The 18245-nt window shown below is 67.6% G+C and carries 1 protein-coding gene (only partly in view); it reads right to left on the bottom strand.

This entire window lies inside a single protein-coding gene on the bottom strand: locus tag BAY61_RS22550, encoding a GntR family transcriptional regulator. The 81942-nt coding sequence extends 17225 nt beyond the window's left edge and 46472 nt beyond its right edge, so the window shows coding positions 46473-64717 — codons 15491 (partial) to 21573 (partial); the first complete codon in reading order (the gene reads right to left) occupies nucleotides 18242-18244. Both codon boundaries (start and stop) fall beyond the window edges.

Consider the following 18245-nt stretch of genomic DNA (forward strand, 5'->3'; position numbering starts at 1 on the left):
CATTGAAGCGCAGCTTCGTCGGTTGTCCAGGAACAGCGGGAATGAAGCGCAGGATGACCGCGTGCGGGTGCTTGGCGGTCACCCTCGCCTTCCAGCCGAGTGGCCCTGGCCGCTCGACCTTGTCGACGATCAGTCGCAGTTCCCTGTCGCCGATCAACTCGGCGCCCGCGAGGTGAGGAATGGCGTCGACCAGTTCACCGGATTCGACTTGTTCGCGGAGTCCGGACACGCTTTCCCACAGCGAGTGGTTCTCTTCCGGATTCCAGTCGCGGTACCAATCACGGTTGCGCGCGGGTGCGGCGTCGGGATGCAGTTCGTGCAGCTTCCCGGTCGCCGCTATGATGCGTCGTGCCTCCGCGACGGCGACTTCGAGGTAGTCGTCCATCATGCGCGGGGTCGAGGTCGCCGTGTTGATGGGCCGCAGGTCTCCCGACAACGTCCGGGCCGCTTCCTGCCGGTACGTCCTGACTCCATAGGCTGCCGCGATCGCCGCCTGCAATACGTCGATCATGTCCCGCACCGCCGACGTCTTCGCCACCTCCCGCGAGGCCGCACTCGCGCTCGCGTCCATCCCGGGGCCGAAAAAGGAATACAGCGCGTTGGGGGCACCGTCCGCGAGACTGACGATGCCTGCCTCCAGCCCGAGATCGGCCCCGGAGACCGGCTGGATCTTGCCTTCCCTGTCCAGGGTCCGGTCAAGCGCTTCGGCGAGCTTGGCCGTTCTCCGCTCGTCCGTCGAGTAGCGGGGCAGCGCCATGAGCATGAGGCGTTCCCTGACGGCGTATTCCTTGTGTACCACGGAAGGCGAGAAGTCGTCGGGGATATCGGCATCGTGCAGCAACCGGATCGTGAGCCTGACCGCACGGGCTGACCCGCGAACCCACCACTTCTTGGCGCCGCTGGTCTCGATGACGATCTCGCGCTCGCCCGTCTCGTTCTCCTCGATGACGGCCGACGCCACGTCGTGCCGTGCCAGCACGTGCTCGACGATGTCCCGCTCCGAAGCTGCGATCAAGGTCTCCGGGTCGTCGTTCAGGCGCTCCGCGGGCCGCTCACCTCCCCCGGCAGACAGGTTTTCCTCGATCTCGACGCGCATACGCCTGAGGGACTCGGTGAGCGCGGCGAGGGCACTCACCGCGTCGTCGGAGTACGTTCTCAGCTTGACGGCCGAGTCGTTGAACTTCTCGTCGCCGAGCCGCTTCTTGCGATCGTCCAGCCAGATGGCTCCCGACAGCTTCCGCTGTCGCATGTTCACGTAATCGGCGAGTGTCGCGGCCAGCATCCTGCCGAGCCCGCCACTCCACGTCTGCGTCGCCACGCCGAACGTCTTGGTGAGAAACGCGAAGACCGCAACGGCGACGGATTGCCCCCCGAACGGCACCAAGGCAACCTGCAGCATCGTCCGCAAGGAAGCCATCCGCCACACGATGGATGCCTTGTGCAGACCGGAAAGCAGCTCACCGGAGAGTTCTCGCCAGAGCACGTCGTCGTCCGCCTCGGCCAAATAGGACGAAGGCGGGTACGCCACCTCGATCGCGAGTTCCCGTTTGCCGGCGTCACCGTCGACGAGGTGCTGGGTGGAGAATCTGCTCTCGCCCGCGACGAAGCCGACCGTCACCTTCTCACCGGTTTCCAAGGTCAGCCGAATCCGCTCCGCCTCGCCATCCCACCGGACGTCGCGGCTGTTCTCGACCAGTGAGCGGAGGCTCCCTTGCGCCAGCAGGTCGGCCGGCAACGGGCGGCCTGGTTTCTCCTCTGCGCCGAGAGCGGCGGCAAGCTTCGGCGCGAGCGCGCGCACCCGCGCGTCGAGGCGTTCCCGCTGACGTGGCATCGCCGGAGGTGAGGGAAGCTCGGGTGGAGCAGGCAGGGTGACGCCGTAGCGTGCGGTGACGTCCCGCAGCAGAGCGTTCACCTCGTTCGCCTTCTTGGTGAGCCTGGTCAAGCCAGGGCCGCCGAGACCGCCGCGACCGCTCGCCGTCATCGTCCTGACCTGGTTGGCGGCCGCCTCGTGATGCCCGAACACGTAGAACACGATCGATGGGTGGAGGAACATCGAGTAGACGGCCTGCCCCAGCGCGGCGATGAGTAGTGGCGCGCTGGCGCCGATGGGCATACCGAGCGCGTATCCGGCGAGGGCACCGATCATGGCGCCCGACGCGGCCCACACTCCCCACCTGACGGCGTTGCTCGGCGGGGGAAGCGCCACCGTGTACTTGGAGATCGCCGTACGCAACAGATCGGTCAGCGTCTTGTTCGCGTCGGTCATCGAGGTGTCCCCGAGTTCCCACACGAGCCTGCGGCTGCCCTCGACCCAAGCCATGTTGCCCGCGGGTGAGGTTCCAGCGTCAGCGGGGTCCGGCTCTTCCAGCTGGACGGTGAAGCCGTAGCGGCGCCAGCCGAGCCGGCCACCGGTCGGCCCCTTCTTCTCGCCTGCCCACCAGAACACCTCGTAAGTGTCGTAACCCTCCGGCGAGTCGGAGAGCTTCGCGTCTTCGAGCTCGAAGTCCCTCTGGTAGACCGACACCGCCGTGGTGGCCCGCGCGGTCCCCCAGTGCACTGGGCCACCGTGGGCCCCATCGTCCATCGGGTCGGCAATGTGCGAGTTCTTGAATACCAACAGCTTCCTGTTTTGGTTGTTCTTGAACAGCCACTCCATCCTGCCCTTACCGGGAATGGGGTGCTGCTCCAGCGTGCTGAAGTGCTCGACGAACTTCCGCCCGGTTTCGGTGAACCTCCCCTCGTACCGAGGCAGATTCATGGCCTTTTTCAGGAACCGGTGGCGACGTTCGCTGCCGTGGGTCGTCTCGTTGAGCCCCATCAGGTACAGCAGCCTGCGGAGCTTTTCCTGGCTGTGCGCGAGATCCGGAGCGTGGGCTGCCAGTGCGTCTCCCGCGAAGTCCTCCGCGAAAACCCCTTCGTGCCCGTTCTCGGCCAGCACCTCGTGAGCGGATTCGATGTCGGCGAGGATCTTCACCAGGGTGTCCAGTTCGGCCAGGTCGCCGCGCGAGGGCCGGAACAGCAACCTCGGCCTCGGACGCCGGTTGAACAGCGATGCCCGCTCGGTCGCAGGGACGGAGTCGACCAGTCGTCCGGGATCTTCGAGCTCCAGCAGCCGCTCACCTCCGCGGTCGATCGATCGCAGAAGGTTGTAGGCGCTGGCCGCGTTGCGGCCGACGTCGCTGTCGAGGAACAGCAGCAACTCCACGGCGTCCAGGTCTCTCGGTTCGCCTGAGCTTCGCTGCCCGACCAGGTGGGCGATCTCCAATGTCCGGCCCGCCTCGGCCAGTTCGGAGACCAGTGACCGCAATCCCGAGGCGAAATCCCTTCGGGCCGCGGTCCTGGCGTCGCCACCGGGGGAGTCGTGACCATCGGCCACCGTGTCGAGGCGGGCGGCCAGTTCCCTCGTCCGCGCGATCAACTCGACGGGCGGCGCGCTCCCGTCACCGTGCAGCAGGCGGCCGACTAGGACCGATGCGTCGGCCAGTGCCTCCTCCGTCGCGGCCCACCGCTTCGGGAACATGATGGCTCTGATCGGTGGCGGTGCGTCCGGTTCCGGTGGCGGCTTTTCGTCAGTTTCCTCCGGTGGCCGGAGACCGGTCAGCGCGCCCAGCACCGGCGAGACTGTCTCCCGCGCCCACTCGTCCAGTGTGGACGGAAGCGCGTCGACGGCGGCCCTGAGCATCGCACCGACGAGATGTGTGAGCCCGACGGGGACGTCCGGCAACGGGGGCAGCACGACCTTGACGGGACTGCCGGGGACGGCGACGAGCTCGGTCAGCCCTGTGCCGGGTGATGTCCGCTCGTGCATCGTGAACGCCGGTGGGTCGATCCGCGCCTCGCTCGCCGTCGGATCGACCACGACGTCCACATCGACATCGGCGTCGCGCCACCGGGTCCGCCACCGCGCGGGAGTATCCGTCGACCGGTACCCCGCGCCTTCGCGCTCGAAGAAGCCGGTCACGGCGGCACTGATGGCGGCCATGTCGGCGGCCTCCGCGCCCGGCCTCGGCGGAAGGCTCGGCAGGGAACGAGGGTCGAGTACGACGGGTTCCGGTTCCTCGCCCACGACAGATCGGGCGGCCTCGGCTGGTCGGGCGGGCTCGATGTATGCGGGAGGATCGTCGCCGAGTTCGCCCAGCGGCACGTAGACCACGGCGCTGCCGTACCGCTGCCGAACGGCCGTCGTGGTACCCCTTTCGGCGCGCTCGACGGAGAACGTGACCGGAACCTGGAACGCGGCGAACTCGGTGTCCTCACCGGGAAGCACGGTCCTGCCGAGGAAGTCGGCGGTCTCGACGTGCTGCGTCATCCGCGTCGTCAGTGTCACCGAATCCGGCCCGGAGAACAGCCGGTGCCCAGGCACCGGCAACGTCACCTGAATGCCGCTGCGCGTGAACGCCCGGTAGCGGTTTTCCAGATTCTCCTCGCGGAATACCCGGTCCAGCCTGACCATGTTGTCCAGCCGGGTACGACGCGCGTGCCTGCTCCACGTCGCCGTCGCGTTCCGGCCGGTGTCGGAATGGCCGTCCGGCACGAAAGCCGCGTCGGGCAGGAGTTCGCTTTCCCCGGCCACCGACATCGCCAGCTCGCGCAGCGGCGCCACCGCGTTGCCGCGTCGCGGCTGGCCGGGTGGCCGGTCGACGGTCAGCTCACGCAGGAATCCGGGGGCTTCCGTCCTGCCATCACGGGTGAGGTCCCTGAGGCCGCGCAGCGCCCACTCCGGATCGATGTCCCTGCGGAACACCGGTACCTCGGTGCCGGCGAGCACCGGCAGCCCATAGGCACGAGCATCGGTGGCCGGCATGCGGGTGGTCATCGCGCCCCGCACCTTCACCGTGTTCAGTTCGACACCGGTACCGGTGAACAGGGTCAATTCATGGACGACACCCGCGGTAGTCCGAGGATCGGCGGGATCGCCCCACTGGTGGGTCACGCCACCATCCACAGTGGCGACCAGCCGAGCACTGCCGGTTTCGGCGGTGATGACGTGCCGGAGGACGACACTCGCCTTGCTTCCGTGCACGGCGAACACGTGCCCGTCGCCTCCGCCGACGGCGTCCACAAAGTCCTGTCCTCGCGGCAATTCGTCGACATAGCGCAGGATCTGCTCGCGCATGACCGGCTCGACCGGAATACCGGACTCCTCGATCCTCCGGATGAGCTGTCGCGCGATCCGGTGCCGCTCCGTCAGTGCCAGGACCTCGGCCCGGGGGAAGCCCGGCGTCCCCTCCACATCGGTCCGCACGGCGTCGGCGGAATCGACGCCGGTACCCGCCATCTCGATCCGCGCTCGCGCGCCTCGCCTGCCGACGACGACGGGGTCACCGAAGCGGTTGGTGTCCTGGTCTCGCTCGCTGATCTCGAACGCGGCGTCGGCCTCGGCGACTCCGCCGTCGAATTCGGGGTTCGTCAGCCGCAGGCGCACGCGCACCTCCCTGCCGTCGACGGGCCAGAGGTCGCCTTCGGCTCCGACCAGGCGGGAATACCCCTGGATCAGCCGTCGCTCGACGTCATCGACCTCGAACTCGGTGCCGAACCGCTCGTTGAGCCGCTGGGTCAGCTTCGCGGTCAGTGGGAGGTAGCTCGGGGTTCCGGTCAGCAGTACGGCGTGCTCGACGGGTTCCAACCGGGCTTCGGCAGCTTGTTCCGGTTCGGGCAGTGGCGGGAGCGCGGAGATCGGATGCTGATCCGGATCCCTCACCGAGAACGCCCTGCCGAGCCATTCCGCATCGTCGAAGGCCCGCCGCTGCCGTGCCGTGTAACGGCCATGCACGTACAGGTCGGTGGCGATGGCCCGAAGAACGGCGAGATCCCCGCCGTGCAGCGTCTCGGGAATTCCGGCTTCGCGCAGGAAGCCGACGAACTCGGCCAGGTCCTCGGCGCTGGTCCCGTCGTAGCCGAACAGCACGGCGACCTCTTCCAGCCCTGACGTAGCCGACCGCGTCGCGGAACCGGGAATCAGCCTGGCCATCAGGTTCGAGCGTTCCGTTTCACGCATCGTTGCCGAGCGGACCGCGGCGACGAAGTCGTCACCGGAGTTCCGGTACAACTCGTACAAGTGAACGCCTTGCGCGGCAAGGCTTTCCAGCGTCGTGACGTCGACGTTGTTCAGCTCCCGCAGAGCCCGCCGGAAACCGTCGTCCGAGTCCGCCTGAGCGATACCACCGTCGCCGTCGAAGGTGAAGACCACGAACCGGGGGACATAGATGCTCGCGTCCCGGTACACATCGGACTTGTCGAGGCTGTTGACGTTGTACGACACGACAAGCCGCCCGGGTCCGCGATCGATCTCGGGATGGGCGTGCGCGTTGTAGGTGAACACGTTCCCGCTGCCGTACGTACCGCTCTCGCCTGCCTCAGGCGTCGTGTAGAGGCGCGCGGGGCCGGTGAACGGGCCGAACGGAGTCGGCGACGCGTAGCCGACGATGTCCGGGCTCGACGGCGTCCGGGTGTCGTGGGTGATCAGCAGGTACCCGTCCCCGACCCTGGTGACACTGAACTCGTTGGCCACCCCCGGCAGCACTCGCGCGGCATCGGACTCGTGCGGCGACCAGTCACCATCGGCGGTGCGGTACTCCCACTGCCCGACAAGGCTTTCACCGGCGACCCTCGCCACCCGCAGGTACTTCGTGTCGCCAAGGTCTTCCACCCCGTAGACGTAGCGGTAGCCGTCGGCCTTGACCGTCGCCGCCGTCCAGTCGACCCCCGTCGCCGACGGCAGGTCGTACACCACCTCGGGAGTGTCCAGTTCGCCGTCCCGGTAGCGCGCGACGACGTTGCCGCCTGTCCGGAGTCCACCGTTACCCGTCGCGCTCCACTCCCGGTAGGTGACCTCGACGGCACCGTCCTCCGTGCGGTGGAGATCCCCCGGCCAGTACCATTTGCCGTCCTCGGGATGCGGCATCGGCTCGACGGGGATTTCCCCGTCCCAGCCGACCACGGTGTCCAGCTCGCCGTCGGGGTTGACCCGCACGAAGGCGTTGCGCACCAACGGTGTCGACCCGCCGTCCGCCACGACCGGTGACCGGCTGCCGTCCTCGTTCACCGTGCCGAGGAAAGCGTGCGCGAGCGACATGACCGAGGAGCCGCCGGATTCGGCGACCCCGTACGCCCCGCCCGCTCCGGTGATCGTCGCCGGGTCGCCGTTGCCGAAATGCCTGGCGAACGCGTCCGTGAGCGGCTGGTCGGGCTCGACCGACACCACGGACGGCATCCCTTCGGGCAGCCTCGCCGCGGTGGCGCCCGTGTCGTCGGTCCCCTCGTACCTCGCCGCTACCTCGTCGGCGACCTCCGCGAAGCCGAACGGCTCCAGCATCGTCCTGGTATCGGCGAGGACATCGGCGAGCAGTCCGTCATCCCAGCGCCCGACCTGGACGGGATCCTCACCCAGCTCGGACAACACCCGCTTCAGCTTCGCCGCGACGGCCTGCCGTTCCTCAGGCAGTGCCGCCCGAAGCTGCCCTGCCCCGACATCGAGCAGAACACGGTGCGGCTCAAGGTAACGACGCAACGCAGTGGACTGCTCGTCGGTCAGCTCGCCGGACGACGGGACAAGCGGATCACCCGCTTCGTCCACCGTGTACCGGAGCAACAGGTCGCGCAGTTCCTCGATGTCCCAGGCGCGGGCCTCGTCAGAACGGGCGGAAACCCACGCCGCACGCGCACCCGGGTCCGAGGGAAGGGCTCCGCCCGCACGCTCGTAGGCGGCAAGCGCGACGCCGATCAGGCCGTGCGACCGATCTCCCGGAACCTCGGCGAAAACCTCGGTCACGACATCGGCGAACGTGCGGGGCCGGTTCCCGGCCGACCTTCCCCCGATGACGGGTGCCGTCATGGGCGGAGGCGACAGCAAATGCGACGGCGGCTTCTCGTCGCCCCTGTCCCGGAATTGCCACAGTGTCGTGTCGAGATCGACGTCGAGTCCAGCCCTCTCCGCGAACGCGACGATATCCGGGAACACCTTCTCGACGATCAGCGCGTGCAGCTTCTCGACGATGTCGTAGGCGATCTGATCCCTGGCCGGGGACGCCTGACTACCGTCCCAGTAGGCCATCATCTTCATCTTCTCGTTGGTGAGGAACTTCTCCCTGAGGAACCAGGAAGTGACAGCCACCGAGACGTACGCCGACAACGCCGCGATACCCGTCGGCAGTGCCAGCGCGCCCGCCTTGAACGGCCCGTCCTTCATCGAGTCCAGCAGAATGCGCCTGACCATCGAGGAGGCCGCGCCGGGCCCCAAGTCCTGCAGCGCGAGCGCGAGCATCGGAGGAGTCCCCGGTGGCGCCTTGTGGTACGCCTCGACGAACGCGGTCAGCGCTTCGAGCAGCTCGGGATATCCGTTGGCGGCGTCGACCGGACTGAGCGAAACGATCCCGAGCGAGTCGAATTTGTTGAACCGCAGCTTCGTGGTCTCCCCCGGCACCGACGGCGCGAACCGGAGCAGAATCTCGTGCGGATGCCTGCCTCGCACCTTGGCCGCGATGTTGAACGGGCCCGGCCGGTCGACTTTGTCGATGATCAGGCGGACCTCTCTGTCCCCGATCAACTCGACCTTGGCGAGATGCGGGATCAGGTCCAGCAGCTCACCGGTTTCCACGAGCCGCCGGAATCCCTCCATGGTTTCCGGCAGCGAATGATTCTCGTTCTCGTTCCATTCGCGGTACCAGTCGCGAGTGGACTCATCAGCCGCGTCGCCGTGCAGTTCCTGGAGTTCGGTGAACGCCGCGATGATCCGCAGGGTCTGGCCGACCACCTCGTCGGTGTAGTCGTCCATCATGCGCGGAGTCGAGGTCGCCGTATCGACCGGCAGCAGGTCCCCTCTGAGCCGCCTCGTGGCCTTCTGCCTGATGCCGGTGACCGTGGCGCCCCCCTCGACGCCGGTGGTCACCACATCGATGGCGTCCCGTGCGGCTGACAGCCGTGCCCGCTCACGCTGCTGGTCGGTCGCGTTCGGGTCCATACCCGGCCCGAGGAGCGAATAGAGCGCGTTCGGCCCGCCGTCCGCCGCCGCGACGACGACGGCTTCGATGACGAGCTTCAGCATCGAGATCGGCTGAATCCAGCCTTCCCGCACCAGTGTCTGGTCCAGCTCCGTGATGAGCCGCTCGACGCGCTTGGCGTCCGTGGAGTATCGCGGAAGCGCCATGTGGAGCGTGCGCTCCTTGACCGTGTACGACTTATGCACCGTGGACGGTGAGAAGTCGTCCGGGATTCCGGGGTCATGTGAGAGCTGGATCGTGATCTCGACCGGACGGGCAGCGCGACCGGCCTGCTTGTCGCGTGGCTTGTCGGTCGTGATGACGATCTGCCGGGCCCCGGTTTGCTGGTCCTGACCGACAACGACCTTACGCACGCCCTGCCGGGTGCTGGCATAGGCGACCAGATCCGCCTCCGCCGAGGCGATCACGATCGCTGGATCGTCGTCCAGCCGGTCGGCTAGCTCTTCACCATTCTTCTCAGGAAGATGCGCCTTGATGGCGGCTTCCATGCGATTGAGGACCTCAAGAACCGCGGCGAGCATGCCGACCGCGTGGTCGGCGTGTCGGGCCAGCGCGGTGGGTCCGTCGACTAGCTCGTCGGCGAGCAATGCCTTACGGACATCCGTCCACACCCACCCCTTGAGGGAGGTGCGCTTCTGGTTCCCGAACCCCGCGATAGTCGAGAACACAATGGAGCCAAGTCCGCCGAGCAGTGTCTGCATCACCAGGTGCGCCGTGTTCGTCAGCCAGGCGAAGAGCCCCACGACGCCGGTCTGGATGGCGAACGGCCACAGCCTGATCATGAGCAGGGTCCACAGGCGCTCCATCCGCCACACCAGTGATGCCTTGTGCAGTCCCGAAAGCAGCTCGCCGGACAGGGTGCGCCACAGGGTCGCGTCGTCGGCGCCCGCCAGGTAGGCCGACGGCGCGTACGCGACGACGAGGTCGATTTCCCTCTTGCTCACGTCTCCGTCGGCAAGACGCTGGGTGGAGAACTTCCCATCGCCCTCGGCAAAGCTGATGTTGACTCGCTCGCCGGTACCGAGGGTCAGCGTGAGCCGTCGCTTCTCCGGATCCCAGTGCGCGTCCTTGCTCTCTCTGACGACCTGGCCGAGGCTTCCTTGCGCGAGCAGGTCAGGCGGCAGCGGGCGCCCAGGGGTTTCCTCCGCGCCCAAGGCCGCGGCCAACTCCGGCGCCATCGCCCGCACCCTGGCGCCGAGTTCTTTCCGTTGAGCGGGAGTCGCGGGAGGTGATGGCGGCTCGGGTGGGACGGGAAGCCTGACGTTGAACGAGTTGGCGATGGCCTGCCACAGTTCACCGACCTGGTGGCCCTTCTTGGTGATCCTGGTAATCCCCGGTCCGCCGAGTCCGCCGCGCCCGCTCGCCGCGGTCATCCGCTTGACCGCTTCTTCCGCGGCGGCCCGCCTGCCGCCGAGGTTCTGTGTCAAGGGCCCATGGGTCAACGTCGCGTAGGCGACCTGTCCCAGCGCGGCGATGAGCAGCAACGGATCGGCGCCGAGGGTCGCGAGACCGATCCCGTAACCGGCCACCGTCCCGAGGGCGGTTCCCGCGTTCGAGGCGTTTCCCCATCGCAAGTAATTGCCCGGACGGGGTACCGAAGTCGCGTATCCGGTGATTGCCTCACGCAGTAGCTCGGTGAGCGTCGCGTCGGCCTCGGCCATCGAGGTGTTACCGGTTTCCCACACCAGCCTGCGGCTGCCCTCGACCCACGTTATTTTTCCGGCTGAGGATGACGGAACGCCTGTCGCGTGCTCGAACTCTTCGAGCTGAATCGTGAAGCCGTGACGCCGCCAGGAGAACCGGCCGCCCGAGAGTCCCTTTTCCTCTCCCGCCCACCAGAACACCCGGTAGGTGTCGTAGCCCTCCGACCCTTCGGGAAGCTTGGCATCCTCAAGGTCGTAGTCCCTCTGGCCGATGGACAGCTCGTCGGTCAAATCAACTGTCACGTGGTGCAGAGGCCCGCGATCGAAGGTGTCGTCGAACGCGTCACCGAAATGGAAGTCCTTGAAAAAGCCCAGCTTCCTGGTGGGCTTGTACTTGAGCAACCACTGCATCCTGCCGAGACCAGGGTTCGGGTGCTGCTCCACCGTGGTGAAGTGCTCGACGAGCGCGCGCCCGGTTGCGGTGAGCCTGCCTTCGAGAGGCGGGTGCTCCAGGATGCGATCGAAGAACTTGTGCCTGCGTTCGCTTCCGTAGGAACTCTCATTGAGCCCCATCGTGTACAGCAGTCTGCGGACCTTCTCCTGATTGTGAACGAGATCTGGCGCGTGCAGAGCCAATGCGTGTGCTGTGAAATCGTCAGCTGTCGTTCCCTCGTGGCCCTGTGCCGCGAGTGCGCCGAGGTCGGTCTCGATGTCGGCCAACAGCCTCAGCAGGGTGTCGACATGGCCGACGTCGCCCTTGGAGGGCCGGAATCGCAGCGATGTTTTGCGACGCCGGTTGAACAACACGGTCCGTTCGACCGCGAGGTCGGCTTCGAGCATCCGCGCAGGCTGCTCCAGTTCCAGCAATCGCTGGCCCCTGCGCTCGATCGCGGGAAGCATGCCGTACGCCCTGCCCGCGCTTCTGGCGATGTCGATGTCGAGGAACAGCAACAGTTCCGTGGCGTCGAGGTCGCGGCGACCGCCCCGGAATGCCTGCTCGCCGACCAGATGCCCGATCTCCAGGGTCTGGCGCGCCTCGGCGAGGTCGGCGGCCAGCAGCCGCAGACCTGTCGACAGGTGTCGTCGCGCGGCGGTCCTGGTGTCGCCGTCGGGCGCGTCGTGCCAGTCGGCGAGTTCGCGGAGCCGGTCCACCAGAGCGCCCGCCTGCTCGGCGAGTGTCGCGGGGGGCGCTTCCCAGTCACCCCGCAGCAGGTGGTCGCTGAGCTGTCGCGCTTCGGCCAGTGCCCGCTCGGTGGCGTTCCACCGCTTCGGGAACGCGACGGCGCGGGTCGGTGGCGGCTCGTCCGGTTCCGGCGGCAGCGCTTCGTGCTCGTCGGCGCCGACGGGCGGGGCAAGGGAGGTGAGGGAAGTCAGCGCGGCCGATGTCGCCTCACGCGCCCAGCTGTCCATTGTGGCCGGAAGGGCGGTGATGGCGGCACCGAGTGTCGCGCCGACGAGGTGGGAGAGTCCCGCCGGCACGTCCGGGAGCGGGGGAAGCACGATCCGGACGGGGCCATCGGGGATCGCGACGGGTTCGGTCAATCCCGTCAGTGGCGACATCCGTGAGTCCGCGACGAAGGCGGGTGGCTGAATGTGCGCCTCGCGCGCCGTCGGGTCGACGGCGATCTCCACCTCGACATCGCTGTCCCGCCAACGGGTTCGCCAGCGCGCCGGCGATTCCGTCGGCCGGTAGTCCGCTTCGGTTCGCTCGAAGAATTCGGCGACGGCTGGAGCGATGTCGGGAAGGACCGAGCCGGGCCTCGGCGGGAGGGTCGGGAGTGAACGCGGGGCAAGAGAAAGGTTAACCGGAACCAAAAAGGAGGTATCGGAAGAGGGATCCGATGCGGTAGAGTCGGTGATCTCGACAACATCGGAATTGGCCGGGAGCAACGCGGAATCGGGAATCGCTCCCATTTCGCTCAGGGGTACGTGCACGACGGCACTACCACGGCGCTTTCGTTGCCTGCCAGCGGAGATGGCGCCGCGTTCCCACATTTCGGCGAAAGCGACGACCGGTACACGGAACGCGGCGAACTCACCTTCCTCATCGGAAAGCGTCGTCACTCCAAGGAATTCGGCCTCGTCGATATGTTCTTTCAGTTTGACCCGCACCGTCATGGCTTCGCGACTTGGCGGAAACCTCCGCTCCGGCGCCGAAAGGGTGATACTGAGGCCATCGCGGGCGAACGAACGGTAGCGGGCCTCCAGTTGATCACTGCGGATCGCGCGATCCAGGCGCGCCAGGTTGTCCAACAGGGTGCGGCGAACGTGCCTGCTCTTCCTCGCCACCGCGTTCTCACCGGCCGAGGGATCGCCGTTACCCACGAACGCCGCATCGGGCACGAGGCCCGCGTCGGCGTCCCCTGCCAGACCGATCACCATTTCCCGCAGTGGCGCCACCGCATCGCCGCGCTGCCGCTGACCGGGAGGACGCACCACGGACAGCTCGCGCAGGACGGCACCGGGTGCCTCCTCCGTGCCCTCGTGAGTGAGTTCCCGCAGGCGGCGCAGCGCCCAGTCCTTGTGGATCCGCCGTTCGTACCGCGTTTCGACCGGCTCGTGGACCGGGAGCCCGTATGCGTACGCGTCGGCGGCCGCCATCCGAGTGAGCAGGGCGCCCCTGACCTTGACCGCGCCGAGCCGGGCACCTGCTCCACTGTAGACAGTCAGCTCATGGACGACGCCGGGGGTGTTCAACGGTCTGGCCGGATCGCCCCACTGGTGGATCACCTCGCCGTCGTCGTCGGCGATCACCGTCGTGTTGTCCCGGTGAAGGGTGACGACGTGCCGGATCGCGACGCTGACCTTGCTTCCGTGGACGACCAGCAGGTTGCCGTCGCCGCCGCCCGCGGCGTTCGCGAACGCCTGTCCTGACGGCAGTTCGTCGACGTAGCGATAGATCTGCTCGCGCATCGACGGCTCGACCGCGACACCCGATTCATCGATCTTGCGGATCAGCTGCCGAGCGGTCCGGTGCCGCTCGGTCAGCTCCAGTATCGCCGCCGAGGGGAAGTCCGGGGTGCCCTGGACGTCGGCCCGCACCGGTTCACTCGTTTCCCGGTCCACCTCGGCACGGGCTGCCGCGACGGGCTCGGACAGTGCGATGCTCGCGAACGCGCCGTCCTCGGCCACGACGACCAGTTCGCCGAAGCGGCTGGTTTCCGGGTCCCGCTCGGTGATCTCGAACCTCGCGGCCGCGGTCGCCACGCCGCCCTCGAACTCGGGGTTCGTCAACCGCAGGCGCATGCGTATCTCGCGGTCACCGACCCGCCACAGGTCGCCTCCGGCGCCGACGAGCCTGGCGAAACCGTCGTCGAGCCGCCGTTCAACGTCATCGAGGGCGAAGTCGGCACCGTAGCGCTCGTTGAGCTGAGCGGTCAGCTCCTCGGTGAGCGGAAGGTAGCGGGGCGATCCGGTGATCAGCGCGGCGTGGTCGGCGGGATCGATCCGGGACTCCCGTGGCTTTGCCGGTTCCGGCAACGGCGGGAGCGCGGCGATCGGATCGTGTCCTGGCTCCCGCACCGAGAACGCGGTTCCCAGCCATTCAGCGTCGTCGAAGGCGCGCCGCTGCTCCATCGACCAGCGGCCGTGGATGTACAGCTCGACCGCGATGGCCGTGAGGACGTCGAAGTCCCTGCCGTACAGCGCTTCCGGAATTCCCGCGCGAAGCAGGAAAGCGGTGAACTCGGCCAGGTCGTCGTCGGTGTCTTGGTAGCCGAACAGCGCGGCGACCTCGGTGAACCGGTCCGGCTCCGTAGTCTTCAACGAAGCCGGAAGCAGCTTGGTGACCGGCTTGATCTTGTTGCCGACCGACTCCACCGCGCCGTGCTTGCGTTCCTCGAACCGCAGTCGCGCCTCAAGACTCCGCGTGCTGATGTTGCCAGGAAGCGCGAGTACGTAGTCGATCCCCCGCAGCACGGCGAGCCGGGTGGCCGTGCCGAATCGATCACCGAACCGCCTTGACACCTCGGACAGGTCGGCTCCTTGCTCGGCGAGGGTTTTCAGGCCCTCGGCCGAGACGTCCAGCCCGCGCAAGTCCCGTTGGAATCCCTCGTCGTTGGCCGTCGCCGCGATGCCGCCGTCGGCGTCGAAGGTGAACACGATGAACCGGGGAACGTAGATGCTCGCGTCGCGGTAGGTGTCGGTTTTGTCGAAGCTGTTGACGTTGTACGAGACGACGAGCCTGCCGGGACCCCGGTCGATCTCCGGGTGGGCGTGGGCGTTGTAGGTGAAGACGTTCTCGTCGCCGTACGTACCGTCCTCACCTGTCTCCGGCGTCGTGTACAGGTGCGTCGGGCCGGTGAACGGGCCGAACGGCGTCGGTGCCACATAGCCCACGATGTCCGGGCTCACCGGTGTCCGGGTGTCATGCGTGATGAGCACGTAGCTGTCGCCGACCCTGGTCACGCTGAACTCGTTGGCAACCCCCGGCAGCACCCTTGCCGCGTCGGACTCGAAGATCGACCACCGGCCACTCTCGGTGTAGAACTCCCACTGCCCCGCGAGACTGTCACCGGCAACCCGTGCCACCCGCAAATACTTGGTGTCCCCCAGGTCTTCGACCCCGTACACGTACCGGTAGCCGTCCTCGGCGTTGAGGATCGCCGCCGTCCAGTCGACCCCGGTCGCCGAAGGCAACTCGTACACCTCGGCCGGGGCACTCAGGTCACCATTTCGGTACCTTGCGACGACATTGGCGCCCTGCTGCCAGTCCCAGATCTCCCCGCTGAGGCTGCTCCACTCCTGATACGTGACCTCGACCGCTCCGTCATCCATCCGATGCAGGTCACCCGACCAGTACCACTTGCCGTCCTCGGGATGCGGCATGGGCTCGACCGGGATGCTCTCGTCCCTGCCGACCACGGTCTCCAGCTCGCCGTCTCGCGGGATCCGAATGAAGGAGTTGCGGAGGAACGGAGTCGGTCCACCCTCCTGCACGACGGGGTCACGGCTGCCGTCCTCGTTGACCGTGCCGAGATAAGTGTCCGAAAAGGACATGAGGTAGGAGCCATCCGGCATGGCGAGGCCATAGGTGCCGTCGGCGCCGGTGAACGTCTCGGGGTCTCCGTTGCCGATGTACCTGGCGAACGTGTCCGTGAGCTCGTCGACCTCGACCGAAACCACCGACGGCATCCCGGCGGGGAAGCTGGTCGCGGTGGCGTCCTCGTCGCCGTACTGGTGATACCTCGCGGCGACCAGGTCGGCGATCCCGGCGAGGCCCACCGGGGTGAGCATCGTCTTGATGTCGTCGAGGAATTCCGGCAGCAAGCCGTTGTCGAGGCGGTCCCGCTGCACCGGGTTGTCGACGAGGTCGAACAGCGAGCGGGTCAGCTTCGCGACGATGTCGTTCCACTCCCCAGCAGGGGCCACGCGAAGCTGGTTCACGGCGATTCGCACCAGGAGATAGTGGGGCTCGCCGTACCTGTTCAGCGCGTCGAAAGACTCGGTGACGTCGTCATCGGCGGGATCCACCGGATTCCGACGCACCAGCTCGCGCAGTTCCTGGATGTCGGCGGCGACGCTCTCCGCTGCCGCGGGCGACAGCACTCCCGTCGATGCGGTCAGTTCCGGCGGAATGACACCGCCGGCTCGCTCATAGGCCGCGAGGAAGACGTCGACGAGCGATTCGCGTTGCTGCGCCGACATGTCTGGCGTACGAGCTTCGAGATCAGCGAGGAACGAGTGCACATCGGCGGCGGTCGGGGTCTTCGGCCTGTCCTCGGCAGGCTCGACGGCGGCGGGGGTGAGCGTGACCCGGTCGCCGTCGACGTGGAACGCGTCCAGTGTCGCCGCGCCGTGGATCGTCCCGATCCAGACGGGGCCCCATACGAAGGCGTCTCTGATCCGCTCGCTCAGTTCGCCGACATCGGCGAGAGCCGACAACGGCCCTGCGGACAGCAGCGTCCGGTACGCCTCTTCGGCGAGTTCAGAACGGCCGATCTCCATCGGCGCAGTGTCGAAGAAGGACAGTTCGTGGGAGCGGTGCAGGGTGGCCAGCTGTGCCGCCGCTCCCTCCAGCGCTGTTTCGAGCGCGGCGATCGAGGCATCCGACGTACCTGCCTCGGCCGCCAGATCCGCGACGGTGCGTGGCTGCGGGCTTGGCGAAGGCAGGTTCGGTTGAACGCCTTCGTCGCCGGTGTAGTTCCACTTCGGATCGAAGAGTCGACCGAAAAGGCCCCTGCGCCGTGGTCCGGCTTCGCCCTCGACGGGGAAGTCGGGGCCGTGCTGCCGCACCGGGTCGGGGGCCGGAAGCTCGTCGGCCGCGTCGGCGACGGCCTGAGCGAGGTCGAACAATGCGGCCGCACTGTCAGCTTCGCTCGCTCCCAGCGCCTTGAATCGGGTCCACAATGCACCGACAGCGGCCGCGACCTCGCCGCGCACATCACCCGGGATACCGATTCCGGCCCGGTAACCGGCGAGGAACCGGGACTCCAGCAGGACGCCGACGTCCTCGATGCCGAGGCTTTCGGTGAGCCGCTTCAGGTAGTCGAGGTGGTCGGCGACCTGGAGCCCGGGGTCGCCGGTCGGCTTGCCGTTCTCCCCGACCGAATAGCCAGCGGTGTCGAGGTCGATGAGCCCGGCCGTACCACCGTCGACATCGATCAGAATGTTGCCGGGATGCGGATCGCCGTGGGTGTAGGCAGTGCCCGACAGCTCGGCGTCGGCATCCGCGGCGGCCGCTGAGCGCACCCTGCTCGTCGTGTCGCCGAGTGCTGCCCTCGCCTCGGCGGAGAGCCCGCCGAGCGTCGCCGAGAGCAGTGTGGCGGAACCGGTAAGTGGGTGCTCGCCGTGCGCACCGAGTTCGGCGTTTCCAGCGCCCGTGTGCTGAGCGGCGAACGCACGCCCGGTCAATTCAGCGGCGTCCGCCAGTCTGGTCAGCGCGTTTTCGACGTCCTCGGCGGACGATTCGCCGTCGAGCAGCGCCGTCCGGGTCTCTACCAGCAACTCGTGCAGCGAGGTCCCGGGGACGACGCTCTGCAGGACCAGTCCGGCATCGCCCTTGAGCTGCCACGAGCCGAGCACGTCGGCGGTCACGAGCGGGTGCGGCAGGCCGCCGAGAGCGTCGTGGGCGGCGAGCACCCTGGACAGGTTCGTGGTCAGGACGAGGTACGCGACAGTGTCACCGTTCTCGGCTCGGACCCGCCACACCGGGTTGGTCGTGTCCTGGACCCGCTCGACGGTGACCCCCTCGCCGAACTCCTCGGCTGCCAGTGAGCGCGCTTCGCCGTCGTTCACCGTCACCAGATTCGCGAACCGGCCGGTCCGCGAGTGGTACTCCACCCTGCGGTCATCGGCGGCCGCGGCGACGTCGTGGACGTACTCGGTGCCTTCGTTCGCCGCACGGGTCGCCACCACGTGCTCGTCGAGGGTGCGCGTCGCAAGCTCGACGATGTCGGCAGGCAACTCCTCCTTGCCGGGGAGGCCGTACAGCCACCGCGCGGCCAGCGACGTGATTCCCTCGACCGCGACCTCCTGCTCCAGCACATCGCCAGGGGTCAGCCCCTCGGGACGCTTGCCGAAGGCGGACTCGTGAGGACCGCGCAGATCGACAACGGTCCAATGGGCGACCTCGTGCAGCACCCGCATCACGAGGTGGGCGACG

The organism is Prauserella marina (assembly GCF_002240355.1).
In the GTDB taxonomy this organism is placed as follows: Bacteria; Actinomycetota; Actinomycetes; order Mycobacteriales; family Pseudonocardiaceae; genus Prauserella_A; species Prauserella_A marina.